Below are 15,625 nucleotides of genomic sequence, written 5' to 3' on the forward strand. Positions count from 1 at the left end.
TTGATGAAAAAGAATCAAAAAATCTAGTCTTTCGAAATCTTCACTCGAAAATTAACATCCTCGAAACTAAATGAAAAGAACTCGCTGTCGCTCAAACAGCTTTTCATTTGTAACGTTTCTTGTGGTGTAATTTTCGGCTTGCTTTCTGAGGACGTTTTATTACCGTCATTGCGAGGAGTAGAGAAGAGTATGGAAAAACACCGACCTATTTTTATTTTAGTAGAATTCAAGGTTATGGAGTAGAAGAGAATCCAAAGAGTTTACGGTCTGGATTCGAATACGGAATACAACGTAGAATTCAAAAAAAGAAAAATAAGTCTTGATTTTTTGTTTCGTTTTGTAACAAGACAAAATGAAAGTATGCGTTTATGAATAACTCCTATTCATGAGATTACATCACTCCACTAGGTTCCATTTATAATAACGTTTTAAATGTCAGTTCGAGTGATTTTGTGCAACGTAGTGGAACAAAATAGTATCGAGAAGCTTGTTATTACCGAGTACTTCTCGATACAAAATTTCCTTCACTACAATTTTGTAAATTTCACTCGGAGTGATAGTTTGGTATTGTCTTTATTTTAAAGAGTAAGAAATCTTATTAAGAGTATTCGTAAGTACGTCGTTTTTCTAACCAAGAGCTCACACTACCTAATTCGCGTGCTTGATAAAAATTATTTTCTCGTAGAATACAATCGTTAGAAGCATTAGTGTCTATTTTAATAAATCGGTATAAAACCAATTTTATAAGAGACTCTCTTACTGACTCGTAGGTAGCTCCGTTATTTTTGTTAGTGTTAATTACTTCTTGAATAAAATTGTCTATTCTATTAAATTTAGTATCAGATAATAAGGCTTTAAAAACTACTTCTTCCATAATTCATGATTTTATGTATACAAAACTATCTATTTGAATAAAGATTTAAAAGGTGATATATGCAGAAAAAAATGCGGATTTCCGAAGTGTTTTTTCGTAGTTGTGAAGAGTGGGGAGGGAGTAACCTGTTTTTAGACTATCGTCATTGCGAGAAGGTTGAGAAGAGTATGGATAAACGCCGACCTATTTTTATTTTGGTAGAATTCGAGGTTATGGAGTAGAAGAGAATCCAAAGAGTTTACGGTCTGGATTCGAATACGGAATACAACGTAGAATTCAAAAAAAGAAAAAGAAGTCTTGATTTTTTGTTTCGTATTGTATCAAGACAAAATGAAAGCATATGTTTATGAGTAACTCTCATTCAAGAGATTAGTGTTCCATTCATAATAACGTTTTTAAATGTCAGTTCGAGTGATTTTGTGCAACAAAGAGGAACAAAATAGTATCGAGAACTTTGTTATTACCGAATACTTCTCGATACAAAATTCCCTTCACTTCGTTCCGTGAATTTCACTAGAAGTGACCGTTTTTGATTCATGAGATTGTTTCATTTTTTACTTCGATTATCGTTTGTCTTGAGTTACAGTTGTAAGGTTTAGCATCCGTTTGTAATAGTGTTACATTATAATAATGAAATAAATGAATTTTACTTTTAGAGTTTTTTTTATGCATATTTGCTGTATGAAAAAAGCCTATTTTAACTGGAGCTCTGGAAAAGACTCTTCATTAGCATTATACAAAATATTACAGCAAAAAGAATATGATGTGCAAAAGTTGATAACGAATGTAAATCAAGATTATCAACGTGTTTCAATGCATGGGTTGCATGAAGATTTGTTAGATGCACAGGCTGAAAGTATAGGGATTCCTTTAGAAAAAATATATTTTCCTGCTGAAGTTACAATGGATTTGTACAATCAGAAAATGAAGGAGAAAACGGCTGAGTTAAAAGATGCAGGGCTTGTAAATGGTATTTTTGGAGATATTTTTTTAGAGGATTTAAGAGCTTATCGTGATTCGAAACTGCAAGAAGTAGGAATTACAGGTGTGTATCCGTTATGGAAACAAGATACAAAAGAGTTACTTCGTGAGTTTTTAGCCCTAGGTTTTAAAACAATAACTGTTTGTGTGAATGCAAAATTATTAGGAGAAGAGTTTGTAGGGAGAGTTATTGATGAAGACTTTATCAATGAGCTTCCTGAAGGAGTAGATGTTTGCGGAGAAAATGGTGAGTTTCATACCTTTTGTTATGACGGACCTATTTTTAAGAAACCTGTGGAGTTTGAAATAGGAGAGAAGGTGTTGAAATCGTATACTTTGCATAAAAGTGATGATGACAATTGTTATCAAGATTCAAAGAAAACTAAGAAAACAGAGGAAAGCACCACTAAAAACTATGATAGAAGTTTTTGGTACTGTGATTTACTGTTAAAAAAGTAATTTGCTTATTGGTTCTAATAAATTTTTTGCTGGGGAATTTTCTAAGCAAGAGCTACAGGCGTTATACATAAATAAACAATCGATAAAATCGGTTAGCATGTGTAGTAGTAACCCTATACCGATAATGTTATAAGGTCTTTTTAAAAAAAGTAAGATAACATACAGTCCTATTGCATAGTAGGAATGGAATATGTGAAAACCAAAACTACATCGGTTAGGATCAAATATAGGACTTGCTAATAAGTGATCTACATCTACCAACATGGTAGCAAGTAGTAATAGCGCAATTTTTTTCCAGTTATTTTTAAAAAATAGATAGGCTATAATTACAGGGAAACCAAAATGTAAAAAGTAGTGAATAAATGTTTGCATTTGCTTAAAGCTTAAACCACTTCTTTTTCTAAAGCTAAAAAATGTGTGATTTCCGAGTTGTTTTTATTATGTAGCGGAATTATGTATAGTTCACATTTATAGGTAGATTTATCTTTTCTGTAATTAATGATTACATCTTTAAATGGTTTTCCTTTTAAAAGTTTTGTTTGAATTCTTTTTCTAGTAGTTTCCTTTGTTTTTTCTCCTTGTAAAAATAGTGGGGTTTTGTTTAATGCAAATTCTTTTTCGTAGCCCGTCATTTTGGTAAAACCATCACTTACCCAAATTATTTTCTTTTGTATATCGGTAAGAACTAAAGATTCATAATCGTTTTCTTTTATTATAGATGTAATGTTATTTTTCCAGTTGAAGCTTTTTGAAAATGTTTTTATGAGTTTTAAGTCACTGTATAGTTCTTTTTCAATAAACAAGTCTTGAATTCCCCAACTTAAAAGGTTTATACTTTTTTTAGATGAAGGATTAAGGTCATCAGCAATTTTAACGTATTCTTCTTTGTCTAAATTTGATACATAAATATCTAAAGACATCATTTTATCAAAACTATTTTTCATACCTACTAAATAACTACTTTTTTTAGTAAAACTAAAATTTTTCAAAAACACCTAGGCCAAATAAGGCAAAATCATACTTAACAGGATCTTTTTTATCAAACTTTCTTAGAGTTACATCAAGTTCTTGAATGGCTTTCCAATCGTTTTGTTTTCTAGTAAGAATTTTTAATTTTCGAGCAATATTTCCTGTATGTACATCTAGCGGACAGTGTAAATGCGCTGGAGAATGTGTTTTCCAAATACCTAAATCGACTCCAGTTGTATTATCACGAACCATCCAACGTAAAAACATGTTAATTCTTTTGGATGCAGAACCTTTTAAAGGGTCAGAAATATGTTTTAAAGTTCTTGATTGGTGTGGAATTTCAAAAAATACTTGTTTAAAGTTATGAATAGCATGCTGATAATTATCGGCATTATCTTTTGGTTGTAACACAGCTTCTAATCCAGCATGATTTTGGTAGATGTTTTTTAACGATTGAACAAAGAGCTTAAAATCATCAGCATTAAACGTTCGGTGTACAAATCCGTCAAAATCAGCTAAATCTTCTTCAGAATGATTGAGGACAAAATCGTACGGAGAATTTCCCATTAAATCCATCATTTTATGGGAGTTGTTAATAATCATTTTACGGTTTCCCCAAGCAATAGTTGCAGCTAAAAAACCAGCAATTTCAATATCCTCTTTTACCGAAAATTGGTGTGGAATTTGAATGGGGTCACTATCAATAAAATCTGGATTATTGTATTGTGTTACTTTTTCGTCTAAAAATTCTTTGAGCTCCTTTTTGTTCATTTTATGCTAAATCTCCTGCAAAACTAAGCAAAACAAAGAAAGCATTATAACAAGCGTGTAATAAGATACTCCATTGTAAACCAAAACGAACCCTGATAAACCCTAAATAACCACCCAATATAGTTTGTGGAGCTACTAGTATTGGTGCTAATAAAAGTACGTTGGTGGTAATATTAAAGTTAGTTAAATGTACCAAACCAAAAAGTAGCGCAAATACATAAAAGGCTATTTTAAAAGTTTTTTTACCATGAAATAAGGTGATTGGTGCTCTAAAAAATAACTCTTCAAACAAAGGAGCTAAAATGATTGTAAGAAAAGCGATAAACCATTTGGTATGCGCTTTTAGTAATTCCTCCATAGCATGTTCATTCATGTTTATCAAACCTAATTCTTGAACAAGAAGAAAAAGAGGCGATAATATTGCACCTGTAATAATGCTTATGAAAAGGAGGTGAAAGAATTTTTGGAATCGATACGAAATATCTTGGTTGGTATCTTCTTCTAAAACAGGTTTTTTTAAATAAGTAACAAGTTCTTGAAAAGTTTCTTTCATGGGAGTGATTTATTAATTAGTAGCAAGAAACTTTAAATAGTTACATCATTCAACAATAATTCCGTCTTTCATTGTAAGCGTTCTATCAGCCATTTTTGCTAATTCTTTGTTGTGTGTAACTAATACAAACGTTTGTCCAAACTCATCACGTAATTTAAAAAACAATTCATGTAAGTTTTTTGCTGAGGTAGAATCAAGGTTTCCTGAAGGTTCGTCAGCAAAAATAACAGAAGGTTCATTAATTAAAGCTCTGGCAACAGCAACACGTTGTTGTTCTCCTCCAGAAAGCTCGTTAGGTTTATGATTTTCTCTATGCGATAATCCTAAAAAGGCTAGTAATTCTTTGGCTCTTTTTTCGGTTTCTACTTTTCCTTTTCCTCCTATAAAGGCAGGGATACAAACATTTTCTAAGGCAGTAAACTCTGGTAATAACTGATGAAATTGAAAAATGAATCCGATGTGTTTATTTCGGAAGGCAGAAACTTTTGTGTCGTTTAAATCTTTGATAGAAACACCATCTACCAATAATTCGTAGCTCTGATCTTTTAATGGTTTATCTAAGGTTCCTAAAATTTGCAGTAAGGTTGTTTTTCCAGCTCCTGAAGGACCAACAATAGCTACAATTTCTCCTTTTTTTATATGAAGATCAACGCCTTTTAATATTTCTACCTCTCCGTAATGTTTGTGGATGTTTTTAGCAACAATCATAGTATTATTTTCTAAGTAACGAAAGTATAAAAAAGAAATCAGATAAGCTTTAATGCTTATCTGATTTCAAACAATACATAAACGTGTATTTAAATTATGTTTTTGATGTTGTTGTAATCGATAAAATAAACTAATCGAACTGAAAACCTGTGTTGCATGCTTTGATCAAAAAGTTTTGAGATGTTGTTTTTAAAATCAATGTTTGCAGGAGCAAAATCATGATCTGGCCTTATTGAGTTTCTGTAGAAAAATATTAATTGACTCCCTGGAGCAAACTGCCATTGATAGTTTACATCCAAGTTCCAACTATTAAAGTTTCTGTCGTGCTCTCCTTGGTAGTTGTTTTCTGTAAGTTCTCCATTTTGTTCATTTAAGCTAAAATATTTTCCTTGATATGGAACTTTACTCCAGTTATGTCTAAATGATAATGATACTGCCGATTTTGTACTGAAAGTATATTTTCCTGTTAAAGAATTGTCGTATGTAGTCCAATCGCGTTGTCCGAAAATAATATGATCTTTTAAAGGAGCCAATGAAGGTTTTTCTTCTATATCATCCTCATCAACTTTTGTAACATATCCTTGATCGTTATTGGTTTTTCCATACCTAAAACCGTAAATTAAAGAAAATTTGTTAGTAAAGCGATATCTAGGTGAAAATCTAAAGCCATAGTCTTCTTTAGGGTTGTCGTTATAAAAGGTATAATACCAATTATAATCTATTGCAAACTTTTTTCTATAGTCGGTAGATCCCCAATGGTTCACATTCAGCCTTTCAGGTCTGTTAAAGTAGATGCCACTTGTTGTTCCTTCTCTTGGTTCAAAAAAGTCTTTTCGTTCAGTACTATAATTTAAGTTTCCTCCAAAGCTGAATCGTTTTTTGGTATCAGCCCAAAAAGATAAGCCGGTATTAGTACCAATATAAGTTCCTGGATTGTGCAAAAAGTTAAAGTTATAGTATATGTTGGCTCCATAATTATTAAATATTCCTTTAGGTTTTAACAAACGGTAACCAACAAAACCGTAAATAGTTTGTTCATTATTGCTAAAAAGAATCCCCATATCATTAGGGTTGTAGTCTTTGTTTTCAAAGTTATACCCAATTTCTCCACGCCAATTTCCTGATTGTTTACCTATACTGGTATCAAAAGCGTACCCAGTATTAGGATTGTCTGCATCATCAGAAATATTACTCATTTTAAAGCTACCATCTATATTATACTTACTTTCTTTGTCTTCAACATGCCATAGAAGTCCAGTAACGTTAGCATCTCTAAATCGCCCGTCACGAGTTACATTAGTATTGATTAAGGTAATTGACGAGTTTTGATTAAACTGCTGATCCAATACCATAATATTGTAGTTAGAAAACGGGTTTACTGTAGTTTTATAGGTACTAATATTACTAATAGTATCTAAGCCATTAATTGTTTGCTCAGTTCTTTCAACAGTAGCTTCTGTTTTTTCGGTAATGGCGTTAAAAAAACCAACACCTAAACCTCCTTTGGTTCTTCCAGATATTTTTATGGCGTTTAGCATTTGAACTTTATCAGGAACATCTATAACTTCATCGTTAACTTTTTTCCCATCAGTAAATTCTTCATCATCTCTTCGTTCACCAGAAAATTGATCTATTGGTCTTCCTCCAATTCTTCTTGAATAAAATAAGCGTCCTTTACTAAATAGTTCAGTTCCTTCAGTAAAAAACTGACGTTGTTCTGTAAATTGTTGTTCAAAAGGACCAAGGTTTAAGGTAACATTATCAAAACCTACTTGGCTAAAATCAGGAATTAAAGTAGCGTCTAAAGTAAAGTTTTCTGTAATTCCATATTTTACATCCATACCTACACTCCAGTCAAAATCAGTATTACCATCTTTAGTGGTAGTAGTTGCCGATGCATACGGATAAAAGTTTAATCGAGTAGGAGGTTTTATGTTGGTGAAGTTTTCATATAAACCATCGTATTGCGTCCAGTTTCCTTGTTGGTTATCAATATGATTCCAAGTAAATTGAGCATTTAAATTCAATACTTTTCTGTGGAAGTTAATTCCCCATGATTGAACCGGAACATTGGCAAAACGTAAAGCTCTATAAGGAATCTTCATTTCTACAACCCAAGAGTCTTCATTAATACTAAAATCGCTATCCCATACAGCACTCCAGTTAAAATCTTCATTTCCGTTTGATACTTTTGAATCTGCTTGCGCACCAGAACTGGTTACAATAAATTCAAAAGGATTTTGTCCATCATCGTTAGGGTTAATGGTTATTAAAAAGAAATCACTGTTACCAATATTGTCTCTGTTAGTAAACTCAGCAGGTATTTTAGATGGTTCAGGATCGTACATTTTAGCACTGATGTAAATAGCATTATCATCGTACACTAATTTTACTACTGTTTTATGGGTGTCAGGTTCTGCTTTTCCGTTATCGGGACGCATCATTACAAAGTCTTTTGCGGCAGGAACATTTTTCCAAGCAGCATCATCTAATTTTCCGTCAATTTTTGGAGGTGAATCTACACGTATTACGTCTAGTTTTTTTCTGTTTTGGTTAATGGTTTGGGCATTTGTAACTCCTATAAAGAAGAAACAGGTTGTAATAAATGCTAAAACTTTAAGCATAGTTGATTGAGATATAGTATTAGTTGTTGGGCTAAATTATTATGATTAGGATAAATAAATCACAAAATCATGTTAATTACAGTAAAGACCTGTTAAAAAAAAGAATGTTACATGCTTAAATGTTAAAAAAATGTAAAAATGGAAATTAAATAAAATTGATTTTAATCATAAATTAAAGTACAATTTATAAGGTATTATAAATTGAATTTGTATTTTTGTTCGACTTTAAAAATTCATATCTAATGAACTTACACGAATATCAAGGTAAAGAAATATTAAGCAGTTTTGGCGTTCGTATTCAACGTGGAATTGTTGCAAATACTCCAGAAGAAGCTGTTGAAGCAGCGAAGAAATTAACAGAAGAAACAGGTACTGGTTGGCATGTAATCAAAGCTCAAGTACACGCAGGTGGTCGTGGAAAAGGTGGTGGTGTTAAGTTAGCTAAAAACTTAGATGAGGTAAAAAGTATTGCTGATGACATTTTAGGAATGATGTTAGTAACTCCTCAAACTTCAGCAGAAGGTAAGTTAGTTAACCAAGTGTTAATTGCTGAGGATGTATATTATCCTGGTGATAGTGAGCCAGATGAATTTTATATGTCAGTTTTGTTAAACCGTGCCACAGGTAGAAACATGATTATGTATTCTACTGAAGGAGGTATGGATATTGAAACTGTGGCAGAAGAAACTCCACACTTAATTTTTACAGAAGAAATTGATCCAGGAACAGGATTATTACCTTTCCAAGCTCGTAAAATTGCTTTTAACTTAGGTTTAAGCGGTGGGGCTTTAAAAGAAATGGTAAAGTTTGTTACTGCTTTATATACTGCATACATCAAGTCTGATTCTTCGATGTTTGAAATTAACCCAGTATTAAAAACATCTGATGATAAAATTATGGCAGTAGATGCTAAAGTGTCGTTAGATGAGAATGCATTATACCGTCATAAAGATTATGCTGCAATGCGTGATTTACGTGAAGAAAACCCAATTGAAGTAGAAGCTAAAGCTGCAGGATTAAACTATGTAGATTTAGATGGTAACGTTGGATGTATGGTAAACGGAGCTGGTTTAGCAATGGGAACTATGGATTTAATTAAGCAAGCAGGTGGTGATCCAGCTAACTTCTTAGATGTTGGTGGTACTGCAGATGCACAACGTGTTGAAACTGCTTTCGGAATTATTTTAAAAGATCCTAATGTAAAAGCTATCTTAGTAAACATTTTTGGAGGAATCGTTCGTTGTGATCGTGTTGCTCAAGGTGTTGTAGATGCTTATAAAAATATGGGAGACAAAATTAATGTGCCTATTATTTGTCGTTTACAAGGAACAAATGCTAAAGAAGCAAAAGAATTAATTGACAACAGTGGAATGGAAATTATCTCAGCTACTGAGTTCCAAGAAGCTGCTGATAAAGTAGGAGAAGTTTTAAGCGCTTAAAACTTTTTTTAATTAATTCTTAGTAATATATTTAAAAAAACCTCACTGTTACAGTGAGGTTTTTTTTGTAGGTGTTTTAATTGTTTCGCTATCGGTTTTATATACGTTGTTGGTTCTGTACAGATATTTATTACAATACAATAGGAATATCACTTACAATTTTCCATTTATTGTTTTTATCTTGAATTAAGACAAGGAATTTATGCATATCTGATGCTGTTTCTGATGAATACAGAACATCTACAATTGCTGTGTGTCCTAAAGTTTTTACATCATTGAAATTGATATTATAACTAGTGCCTCCTATTTTTTCGTCTTTCATCATTTGTAAATAGGTTTCTTTTGAAATGATTACAGTATTTTCACTTCCTTTAAATCGATTTGCTATTACTCGGTAGTCTTTGTGTAAGAACTCCTTAAGTTGTTTATTATTTCTGTTCGCTGCAGCTTTTTCAATTGACATTACTGTCTCTTTAATTTGATTTTTCATATTGTTTTGATTTTGTGCCTTACAGTTCAAAAGGCTGATTGTGCTTAAAAGATTTATTAGAATTAATTGTTTCATATTTTGAGTGTTTATTTATTAAGGCTCAAAACTATTGAGAAGTTAACTCCTTTCTTTTGACGAAAGTCACAAAATCAATTATTAAATTCTTTTTCGAATTCTACTTAAAGACTCTCTACTTATTCCCAAGTATGAAGCTAAATATTGAAGGGGAATCTGTTCAATTAATTCAGGACGGTTTTCGAGAATGTATAAATACCTTTCTTTAGGTGAATATGCTGTTAAAAATGAAGAATATTTTTGTTCGCATATGGTTAATTTTTCCAATACCATTCGTCCTAACTTTTGGTAGAACTCAGATTTTTCATAAAGAGTTATTAATTTAGTTTTATCAATATAAAAAACTGTACTGTTTTTAATTGCTTGGATGTTTTTTTGAGAAGGGATTTTATTAGTCATACTCTCAATTTCACGGAGAAAATCATTTTGAAAGTAGAATGCGGTATTTATTTCCTTACCATTATTATTAATGTGAAAAGTTCTAATTGTTCCTTCTGATAAGAAGTAAATCCCTCGACAAATTTGCCCCTGTTTTAACAAATATTCTTTTTTTTTGAGTTTTTTCGTTTCTAGGATAGATTCAAAAATATCCCAATCTTCATCTGTTATTTTTAGAATTTTTTCAAATGTATTTTTTAATGGTAAGTACATTGTCTCGTTTAATTATCGTCAATGGTTAAGATATATTTCGTTTCAAGGATTGATATCGTTCGATAGTGAGGGCAAATTATTAAAAATTAAGAATCAAACTAAATTTACTTACAGTTTTTCTCTTAAAACCTCAATTTCATCTCGTAATTGTGCTGCTACTAAAAAGTCTAAAGCTTTGGCAGCTTCTTCCATTTGCTTGCGTTTAGTGCGAATACGTTTTTCTATTTCTTGTTTAGGCAGGTATTCCAACTCTTGTTCAGCAGCTTTTTGTGCCACATTATCATAATGATATGAGGTAATCGCATTTTTAGATAAAGTATTGTCTATCTTTTTATTGATTTGAGTTGGAGTAATTTCGTGAGCCGTATTGTAATTAATTTGCTTTTCACGTCTGCGATTGGTCTCATCAATAGTGAGTTGCATGCTATTGGTAATTTTGTCCGCATACATAATTGCCTTACCGTTTACGTTACGTGCAGCACGACCTACGGTTTGTGTTAATGAACGATGTGAACGTAAAAAACCTTCTTTGTCAGCATCTAAAATAGCCACTAACGATACTTCTGGAAGGTCTAATCCTTCTCTAAGTAGGTTAACTCCAATCAGTACATCAAACAAGCCTTTACGTAAGTCTTGCATAATTTCTACGCGTTCTAAGGTATCTACATCCGAATGTATATAACGGCAACGTACTTGAATTCTAGTTAAGTATTTAGCTAATTCTTCAGCCATACGTTTTGTTAAGGTAGTAACCAAAGTACGTTCGTCTTTTTCTACACGCACTTGAATTTCTTCAATTAAATCATCTATTTGATTTAAACTCGGGCGGATTTCAATTTCAGGATCTAATAGTCCTGTTGGTCTAATAACTTGTTCTACAAATAAACCTTCGGTTTTTTGTAATTCATAATCTGCTGGTGTTGCAGAAACGTAGATTACTTGGTTTTGTAAAGCTTCGAACTCTTCAAACTTTAATGGACGGTTATCCATTGCAGCAGGTAAACGGAATCCGTATTCTACCAAGTTTTCTTTTCGACTTCTATCTCCGCCATACATCGCGTGAACTTGTGGTACGGTAACATGACTTTCATCAATCACCATCAAGTAGTCATCAGGAAAATAATCTAACAAACAGAAAGGACGGGTACCCGCTTCTCTTCCGTCTAAGTAACGAGAATAATTTTCAATTCCAGAACAATAGCCTAACTCACGAATCATCTCTAAGTCAAACTCAGTACGCTCTTGTAAACGTTTTGCTTCTAAATGTTTTCCTATTTCTTTAAAATAATCTACCTGTTTTACCATATCCTCCTGAATTTGATGAATGGCGTTTTGTAGTATATCTGGAGAGGTTACGAATAGGTTAGCAGGATAAATATTCAGCTTGTCTAATCGCGTAAGAACTTCGTTGGTTTCAATATCGAAGGTTTCTATTTCTTCTATTTCATCTCCAAAAAAGTGAATTCGATAACCGTTTTCACCATAGGAAGGATAAATTGTAACGACGTCACCTTTTACTTTAAACGTTCCGCTTTTTACTTCAACTTCAGTACGTGCATATAAACTTGTTACTAAGCGATGTAAAAATTTGGTGCGAGAAATTTGTTGATCAACTTCAATGGTGATGACATTCTTTTTGAATTCAGTCGGATTTCCAATACCATACAAACAAGATACCGAGGCTACTACTAGCACATCTCGACGCCCTGAAAGTAGGGAAGAAGAGGTACTAATTCGTAAGCGTTCTATTTCATCATTGATGGATAAGTCTTTTTCAATATAGGTTCCTGTTACAGGAATATAAGCTTCTGGTTGGTAGTAGTCATAATATGAAACGAAATACTCTACAGCATTGTTTGGAAAGAACTGCTTGAACTCAGAATACAATTGGGCAGCTAAGGTTTTGTTATGAGCCAATACTAATGTTGGACGATTGACTTCAGCAACAACATTGGCTACTGAAAAAGTTTTACCAGACCCCGTAACACCTAAAAGTGTTTGATATCTTTCGTCGGCTAGAATTCCATTAGCTAATTGTTTAATCGCCTGTGGTTGATCTCCTGTAGGTTTAAATTCTGAGTGTAATTCAAAGTTCATTCAACAAAAATACGGATAGTTTTTTAGGTAAACTATCCGTATTCTTTTGTTATATTTTAAAGAGTGTTACTTTCTCAGTAAAGAGAAATGTCCTGTCTTTTTCCTTATTTTTCCATTAGAATTAATTAATTCAGCATTATACCAATAGTCATTTGAAGGTAATGTAGTTCCGTTATATACGCCATTCCATCCTGGATGATTTTTATCGGTAATTTCACTAAGAAGTTTTCCAAAACGATTAAAAATTTGGACTTTAACAACATTATAATAGTCATTATCAACTCCTAAAACTTTCCATGTGTCAAAATATCCATCTCCATTAGGGGTAAAATGACGTTGAAAATAGATAGTTGAAATTTTGTTAGATGTAGTAACTCCACATCCATTTCTGTCTCTAATAGAAATTGAGTTTAGTCCAGGTGGAATATTAGTAAAAGTGTATGTAAGGTTCTCATTACCCTTACTAAAATTACTGATATTTGTACTGTTTAAAGCGTATTCATAGTCTCCTAATCCATCAACAGTAATTTCAATCTTATTACTGTCTGGATTATCTTGATCGTCTACTGATTTAATATTTACAATCAACGCTTGGTTAGATTCTTTAACAAAAAATGTATTATATCCCATAAAAGGGGAACTGATGTTTGGATGAGTTCTATAGGCTTCAACTTTATATTCACCTGTAGAGCTTGCATTTAGAACTGAAGAGTTTTTACCTGAAATTATACTTCCGTTTAGATACCATTTGTATGTGTCCGTAGCATTTCCTGTATCAGCATTTAATGCAACTGTATGGGGTTGAGGATTTAACCTTGGGTTGTCAACACATAAAATAATGTCATTAAGATTTCCTTGAGGAGCTGGAATTTTTTCCACAAAAATTTTAAAGTTACCAACAGATTCACAAGATGCAGCTCCCTTATTTGAAATTCTAACATATACATCGGAATTATTGGTAAATAAATCATCTTCGTATGGGGGTAGAATTTGGTTTGTTTGTAAGGCAGCATCTTCTGCTGTTCTGTAGTATTGAAAATCGTGAGTGGTTTCAGACAAAGTTCCACCTGAGCTATTAATTATTTGTTGAGTTTTTAAGGAAAAATCAAAAAAACCGTTGTTTGTACCAATACTAAATTTAGCATCAGAATTAGATGAGTTTTGATCTAATTCATGGATATATTCATCATTATATGTAGTTAAACCAGTAGGGTTTACCTGTAAATTAATTACGTCAGTTTGATAACATTTTGTTGTATTATTAGTAACTCTAACTGTTATAGAGTGATTTATTGCCACTAAATTTGTGTAGTTATTTTTGTTAATAGGTGAAGAAAAATTAGTGTCAGATGTTTCAAAAAATTCAATTGTAACTTCGGAAAGGTTATTTACTAAAGCATTTTCTAGTATTTCAAGGTTAAAAGTTGTAAAACCATCAATAGGGGTACTATCAAAATCACATTGTATGTATGGTTGAATCGTATTAATTGTTGGTTTTGGTTCAAATGTTATTTGGACTTTACCAGTGAATGTTTTTTTACAATAGGAGTTTGATTCTATTTGTATCTCATATAAACCACTACCATAATTAGTATTATTAACTGTTAGAGCCCTAGTATTTGCGATTACTTTTCCATCTTTAAACCAAGTATACGTGTCGTTAGGGTTGTTCTTTTCTGGTACTATATTATAAGTTTCCCCAATACAAAAAACTTGATTAGTATTGTTTAAGACTTCGTTAGAACTTAAGTCGATTAACTTTACAGGAGCAAAAAAAGATTGAATAAAAGGTGGTAGTCCTTGTGAAGATAAGGCTCCTTTTAAGTCTATAGCATTTGAAGTAAATTGAATATTAGCAGCGTTGTCTTCTGGATTCTCTATAGCTCCTAAATAACGTCTATCTGGAATAGAAGCATATATTTTTCCGTTTGGAGCTAATTGTAAAGCACCTCTATAGCCTTGTTCTTGATGAACCTGAGTTTTGGTTTGTGCAATGTTAGCATCTAATAGGTTATATTGAAAAATTCTGAAAGAGTTACTATTTTCATGATATAAAGAAGCATACAGTTTTGTAGATTCTTGGGAGAATTCAACACCATATGGAGAACCATCAGTTGGACCATCTGTAAGAATTAGTCCGTTAGAAACTACTTTACCTGTAACATTATCAAAATTATATAGTACTAATCTTCCTATTCCGTCATTTGTAAAGTCAGCTAATGCTATTTTACTCCCATCAGGAGATGCTTTTAAATAGCCTCTTTTATCTCTTAAAAAATAAGATGAAGATGATGTGACAGGGTTAGTAAAGTCTACTCCGTTTATATCAATTTTATAAGCATAAAAAGTATCTTGTACTATAGATAAAATCCATATTTCTTTACAATCTTTTCCTTGAACAGCTGTTACTTTTTCAGACCACTCTCTATCTCGTCCATTAGACAGGTTAATAGGTCCAGAAATAATTTCACCTCCATTTCCTTTAGAGATGTCGATGGTGTAAAACTTAAATCCTGGGTTATCAGGGTAAGGAAGGTTACCTATAAAATCCGTACCTACTGTAAAAATATAGTAAAGGTTTTTGTCTTCAGGGTTAGGAACGATTAAACCAGACTGTGAACTTGATGGGTTCCCTTCTAGATTATTAGCTAAACTACCGTTAGAGTAACGCATTAGTTCATGGTTTTTAGTCCAAACATTAATACCGTCTGAATAAAACAAAAGATTACCATTTTCGTCAGAAATAGAAGAACAGCCTTCATCGGTTCTCAATAAACCGTCATTTAAAGCTACTGGATTCCCTGAGTTAAAGTCTAACCCTGCATTGTTCCCAAAATACCAAAAATTAGCTTCTTTTTGACTATATAGAGATAAGGAAGCTATGATAAAAAACGTTAGTAGTAGTAGTTTCTTCATTCAAATGAAATTATTTAT

At 32.2% G+C, this 15,625-nt stretch carries 13 protein-coding genes; 2 read left to right on the forward strand and 11 right to left on the reverse strand.

All coding sequences use genetic code 11. From position 1 onward, the window contains the following. Positions 1–598: 598 nt before the first annotated feature. The gene (locus VBY68_RS09940) at positions 599–874 is read right to left on the reverse strand and encodes a hypothetical protein (RefSeq protein WP_415269627.1); all 276 of its coding nucleotides are present in this window, start codon (positions 872–874) and stop codon (positions 599–601) included. Between the two features lie 681 nt (positions 875–1,555). Between VBY68_RS09940 and VBY68_RS09945 the strand changes: the two genes are divergently transcribed. After that, a complete protein-coding gene (locus VBY68_RS09945; RefSeq protein WP_415269628.1) occupies positions 1,556–2,314 on the forward strand; it encodes a Dph6-related ATP pyrophosphatase in 759 nt (252 codons plus the stop codon). On the opposite strand, the gene VBY68_RS09950 is transcribed toward VBY68_RS09945, so the two are convergent. From VBY68_RS09950 to VBY68_RS09975, 6 genes are all read right to left on the reverse strand, one after another. Next, positions 2,303–2,686: a DUF6122 family protein gene (locus tag VBY68_RS09950; RefSeq protein WP_028893019.1), complete on the reverse strand. Its 384-nt coding sequence runs from the start codon at positions 2,684–2,686 to the stop codon at positions 2,303–2,305. The genes VBY68_RS09945 and VBY68_RS09950 overlap by 12 nt on opposite strands. 11 nt (positions 2,687–2,697) lie before the next feature. Further along, positions 2,698–3,258, reverse strand: coding sequence for a PAS domain-containing protein (locus tag VBY68_RS09955; protein WP_415269629.1), 561 nt, complete (start codon positions 3,256–3,258; stop codon positions 2,698–2,700). Positions 3,259–3,289: 31 nt separating this feature from the next. Beyond that, complete coding sequence (locus tag VBY68_RS09960; protein WP_415269630.1) at positions 3,290–4,054, reverse strand: TIGR02757 family protein; 765 nt, start codon at positions 4,052–4,054, stop codon at positions 3,290–3,292. 1 nt (position 4,055) lies between these two features. Next, entirely contained in the window at positions 4,056–4,607 is a 552-nt protein-coding gene (locus tag VBY68_RS09965) for a CPBP family intramembrane glutamic endopeptidase (protein WP_121147040.1), read from the reverse strand. 45 nt (positions 4,608–4,652) lie between these two features. After that, a complete protein-coding gene (locus tag VBY68_RS09970; protein WP_121147041.1) occupies positions 4,653–5,315 on the reverse strand; it encodes an ABC transporter ATP-binding protein in 663 nt (220 codons plus the stop codon). A gap of 89 nt (positions 5,316–5,404) precedes the next feature. Continuing rightward, on the reverse strand, positions 5,405–7,939 hold the full coding sequence (locus VBY68_RS09975) for a DUF5916 domain-containing protein (protein WP_415269631.1): 2,535 nt from the start codon (positions 7,937–7,939) through the stop codon (positions 5,405–5,407). A 242-nt stretch (positions 7,940–8,181) separates the two neighbouring features. Between VBY68_RS09975 and sucC the strand changes: the two genes are divergently transcribed. Continuing rightward, positions 8,182–9,378, forward strand: a complete 1,197-nt coding sequence (gene sucC, locus VBY68_RS09980) for an ADP-forming succinate--CoA ligase subunit beta (protein WP_099216529.1) — start codon at positions 8,182–8,184, stop codon at positions 9,376–9,378. A 130-nt stretch (positions 9,379–9,508) separates the two neighbouring features. On the opposite strand, the gene VBY68_RS09985 is transcribed toward sucC, so the two are convergent. The 4 genes from VBY68_RS09985 to VBY68_RS10000 form a co-directional block, all read right to left on the reverse strand. Beyond that, on the reverse strand, positions 9,509–9,868 hold the full coding sequence (locus tag VBY68_RS09985; protein WP_415269632.1) for a nuclear transport factor 2 family protein: 360 nt from the start codon (positions 9,866–9,868) through the stop codon (positions 9,509–9,511). Positions 9,869–10,024: 156 nt separating this feature from the next. After that, positions 10,025–10,594 (reverse strand): Crp/Fnr family transcriptional regulator, encoded by a 570-nt coding sequence (locus tag VBY68_RS09990; protein WP_415269633.1) that lies wholly within the window; start codon positions 10,592–10,594, stop codon positions 10,025–10,027. 108 nt (positions 10,595–10,702) lie between these two features. Continuing rightward, the gene (gene uvrB, locus VBY68_RS09995) at positions 10,703–12,691 is read right to left on the reverse strand and encodes an excinuclease ABC subunit UvrB (protein ID WP_415269634.1); all 1,989 of its coding nucleotides are present in this window, start codon (positions 12,689–12,691) and stop codon (positions 10,703–10,705) included. 66 nt (positions 12,692–12,757) lie between these two features. Continuing rightward, the gene (locus VBY68_RS10000; RefSeq protein WP_415269635.1) at positions 12,758–15,607 is read right to left on the reverse strand and encodes a T9SS type B sorting domain-containing protein; all 2,850 of its coding nucleotides are present in this window, start codon (positions 15,605–15,607) and stop codon (positions 12,758–12,760) included. Positions 15,608–15,625: the final 18 nt, after the last annotated feature.

This window comes from Tenacibaculum ascidiaceicola, assembly GCF_047470925.1.
Classification (GTDB): domain Bacteria; phylum Bacteroidota; class Bacteroidia; order Flavobacteriales; family Flavobacteriaceae; genus Polaribacter; species Polaribacter discolor.

What these genes read in the sequence shown, in the direction of transcription:
- VBY68_RS09940 (WP_415269627.1), bottom strand. Translation starts at nt 874, where the DNA reads ATGGAAGAAGTAGTTTTTAAAGCCTTATTATCTGATACTAAATTTAAT.
- VBY68_RS09945 (WP_415269628.1), top strand. Translation starts at nt 1,556, where the DNA reads ATGAAAAAAGCCTATTTTAACTGGAGCTCTGGAAAAGACTCTTCATTA.
- VBY68_RS09950 (WP_028893019.1), bottom strand. Translation starts at nt 2,686, where the DNA reads ATGCAAACATTTATTCACTACTTTTTACATTTTGGTTTCCCTGTAATT.
- VBY68_RS09955 (WP_415269629.1), bottom strand. Translation starts at nt 3,258, where the DNA reads ATGAAAAATAGTTTTGATAAAATGATGTCTTTAGATATTTATGTATCA.
- VBY68_RS09960 (WP_415269630.1), bottom strand. Translation starts at nt 4,054, where the DNA reads ATGAACAAAAAGGAGCTCAAAGAATTTTTAGACGAAAAAGTAACACAA.
- VBY68_RS09965 (WP_121147040.1), bottom strand. Translation starts at nt 4,607, where the DNA reads ATGAAAGAAACTTTTCAAGAACTTGTTACTTATTTAAAAAAACCTGTT.
- VBY68_RS09970 (WP_121147041.1), bottom strand. Translation starts at nt 5,315, where the DNA reads ATGATTGTTGCTAAAAACATCCACAAACATTACGGAGAGGTAGAAATA.
- VBY68_RS09975 (WP_415269631.1), bottom strand. Translation starts at nt 7,939, where the DNA reads ATGCTTAAAGTTTTAGCATTTATTACAACCTGTTTCTTCTTTATAGGA.
- sucC (WP_099216529.1), top strand. Translation starts at nt 8,182, where the DNA reads ATGAACTTACACGAATATCAAGGTAAAGAAATATTAAGCAGTTTTGGC.
- VBY68_RS09985 (WP_415269632.1), bottom strand. Translation starts at nt 9,868, where the DNA reads ATGAAAAATCAAATTAAAGAGACAGTAATGTCAATTGAAAAAGCTGCA.
- VBY68_RS09990 (WP_415269633.1), bottom strand. Translation starts at nt 10,594, where the DNA reads ATGTACTTACCATTAAAAAATACATTTGAAAAAATTCTAAAAATAACA.
- uvrB (WP_415269634.1), bottom strand. Translation starts at nt 12,691, where the DNA reads ATGAACTTTGAATTACACTCAGAATTTAAACCTACAGGAGATCAACCA.
- VBY68_RS10000 (WP_415269635.1), bottom strand. Translation starts at nt 15,607, where the DNA reads ATGAAGAAACTACTACTACTAACGTTTTTTATCATAGCTTCCTTATCT.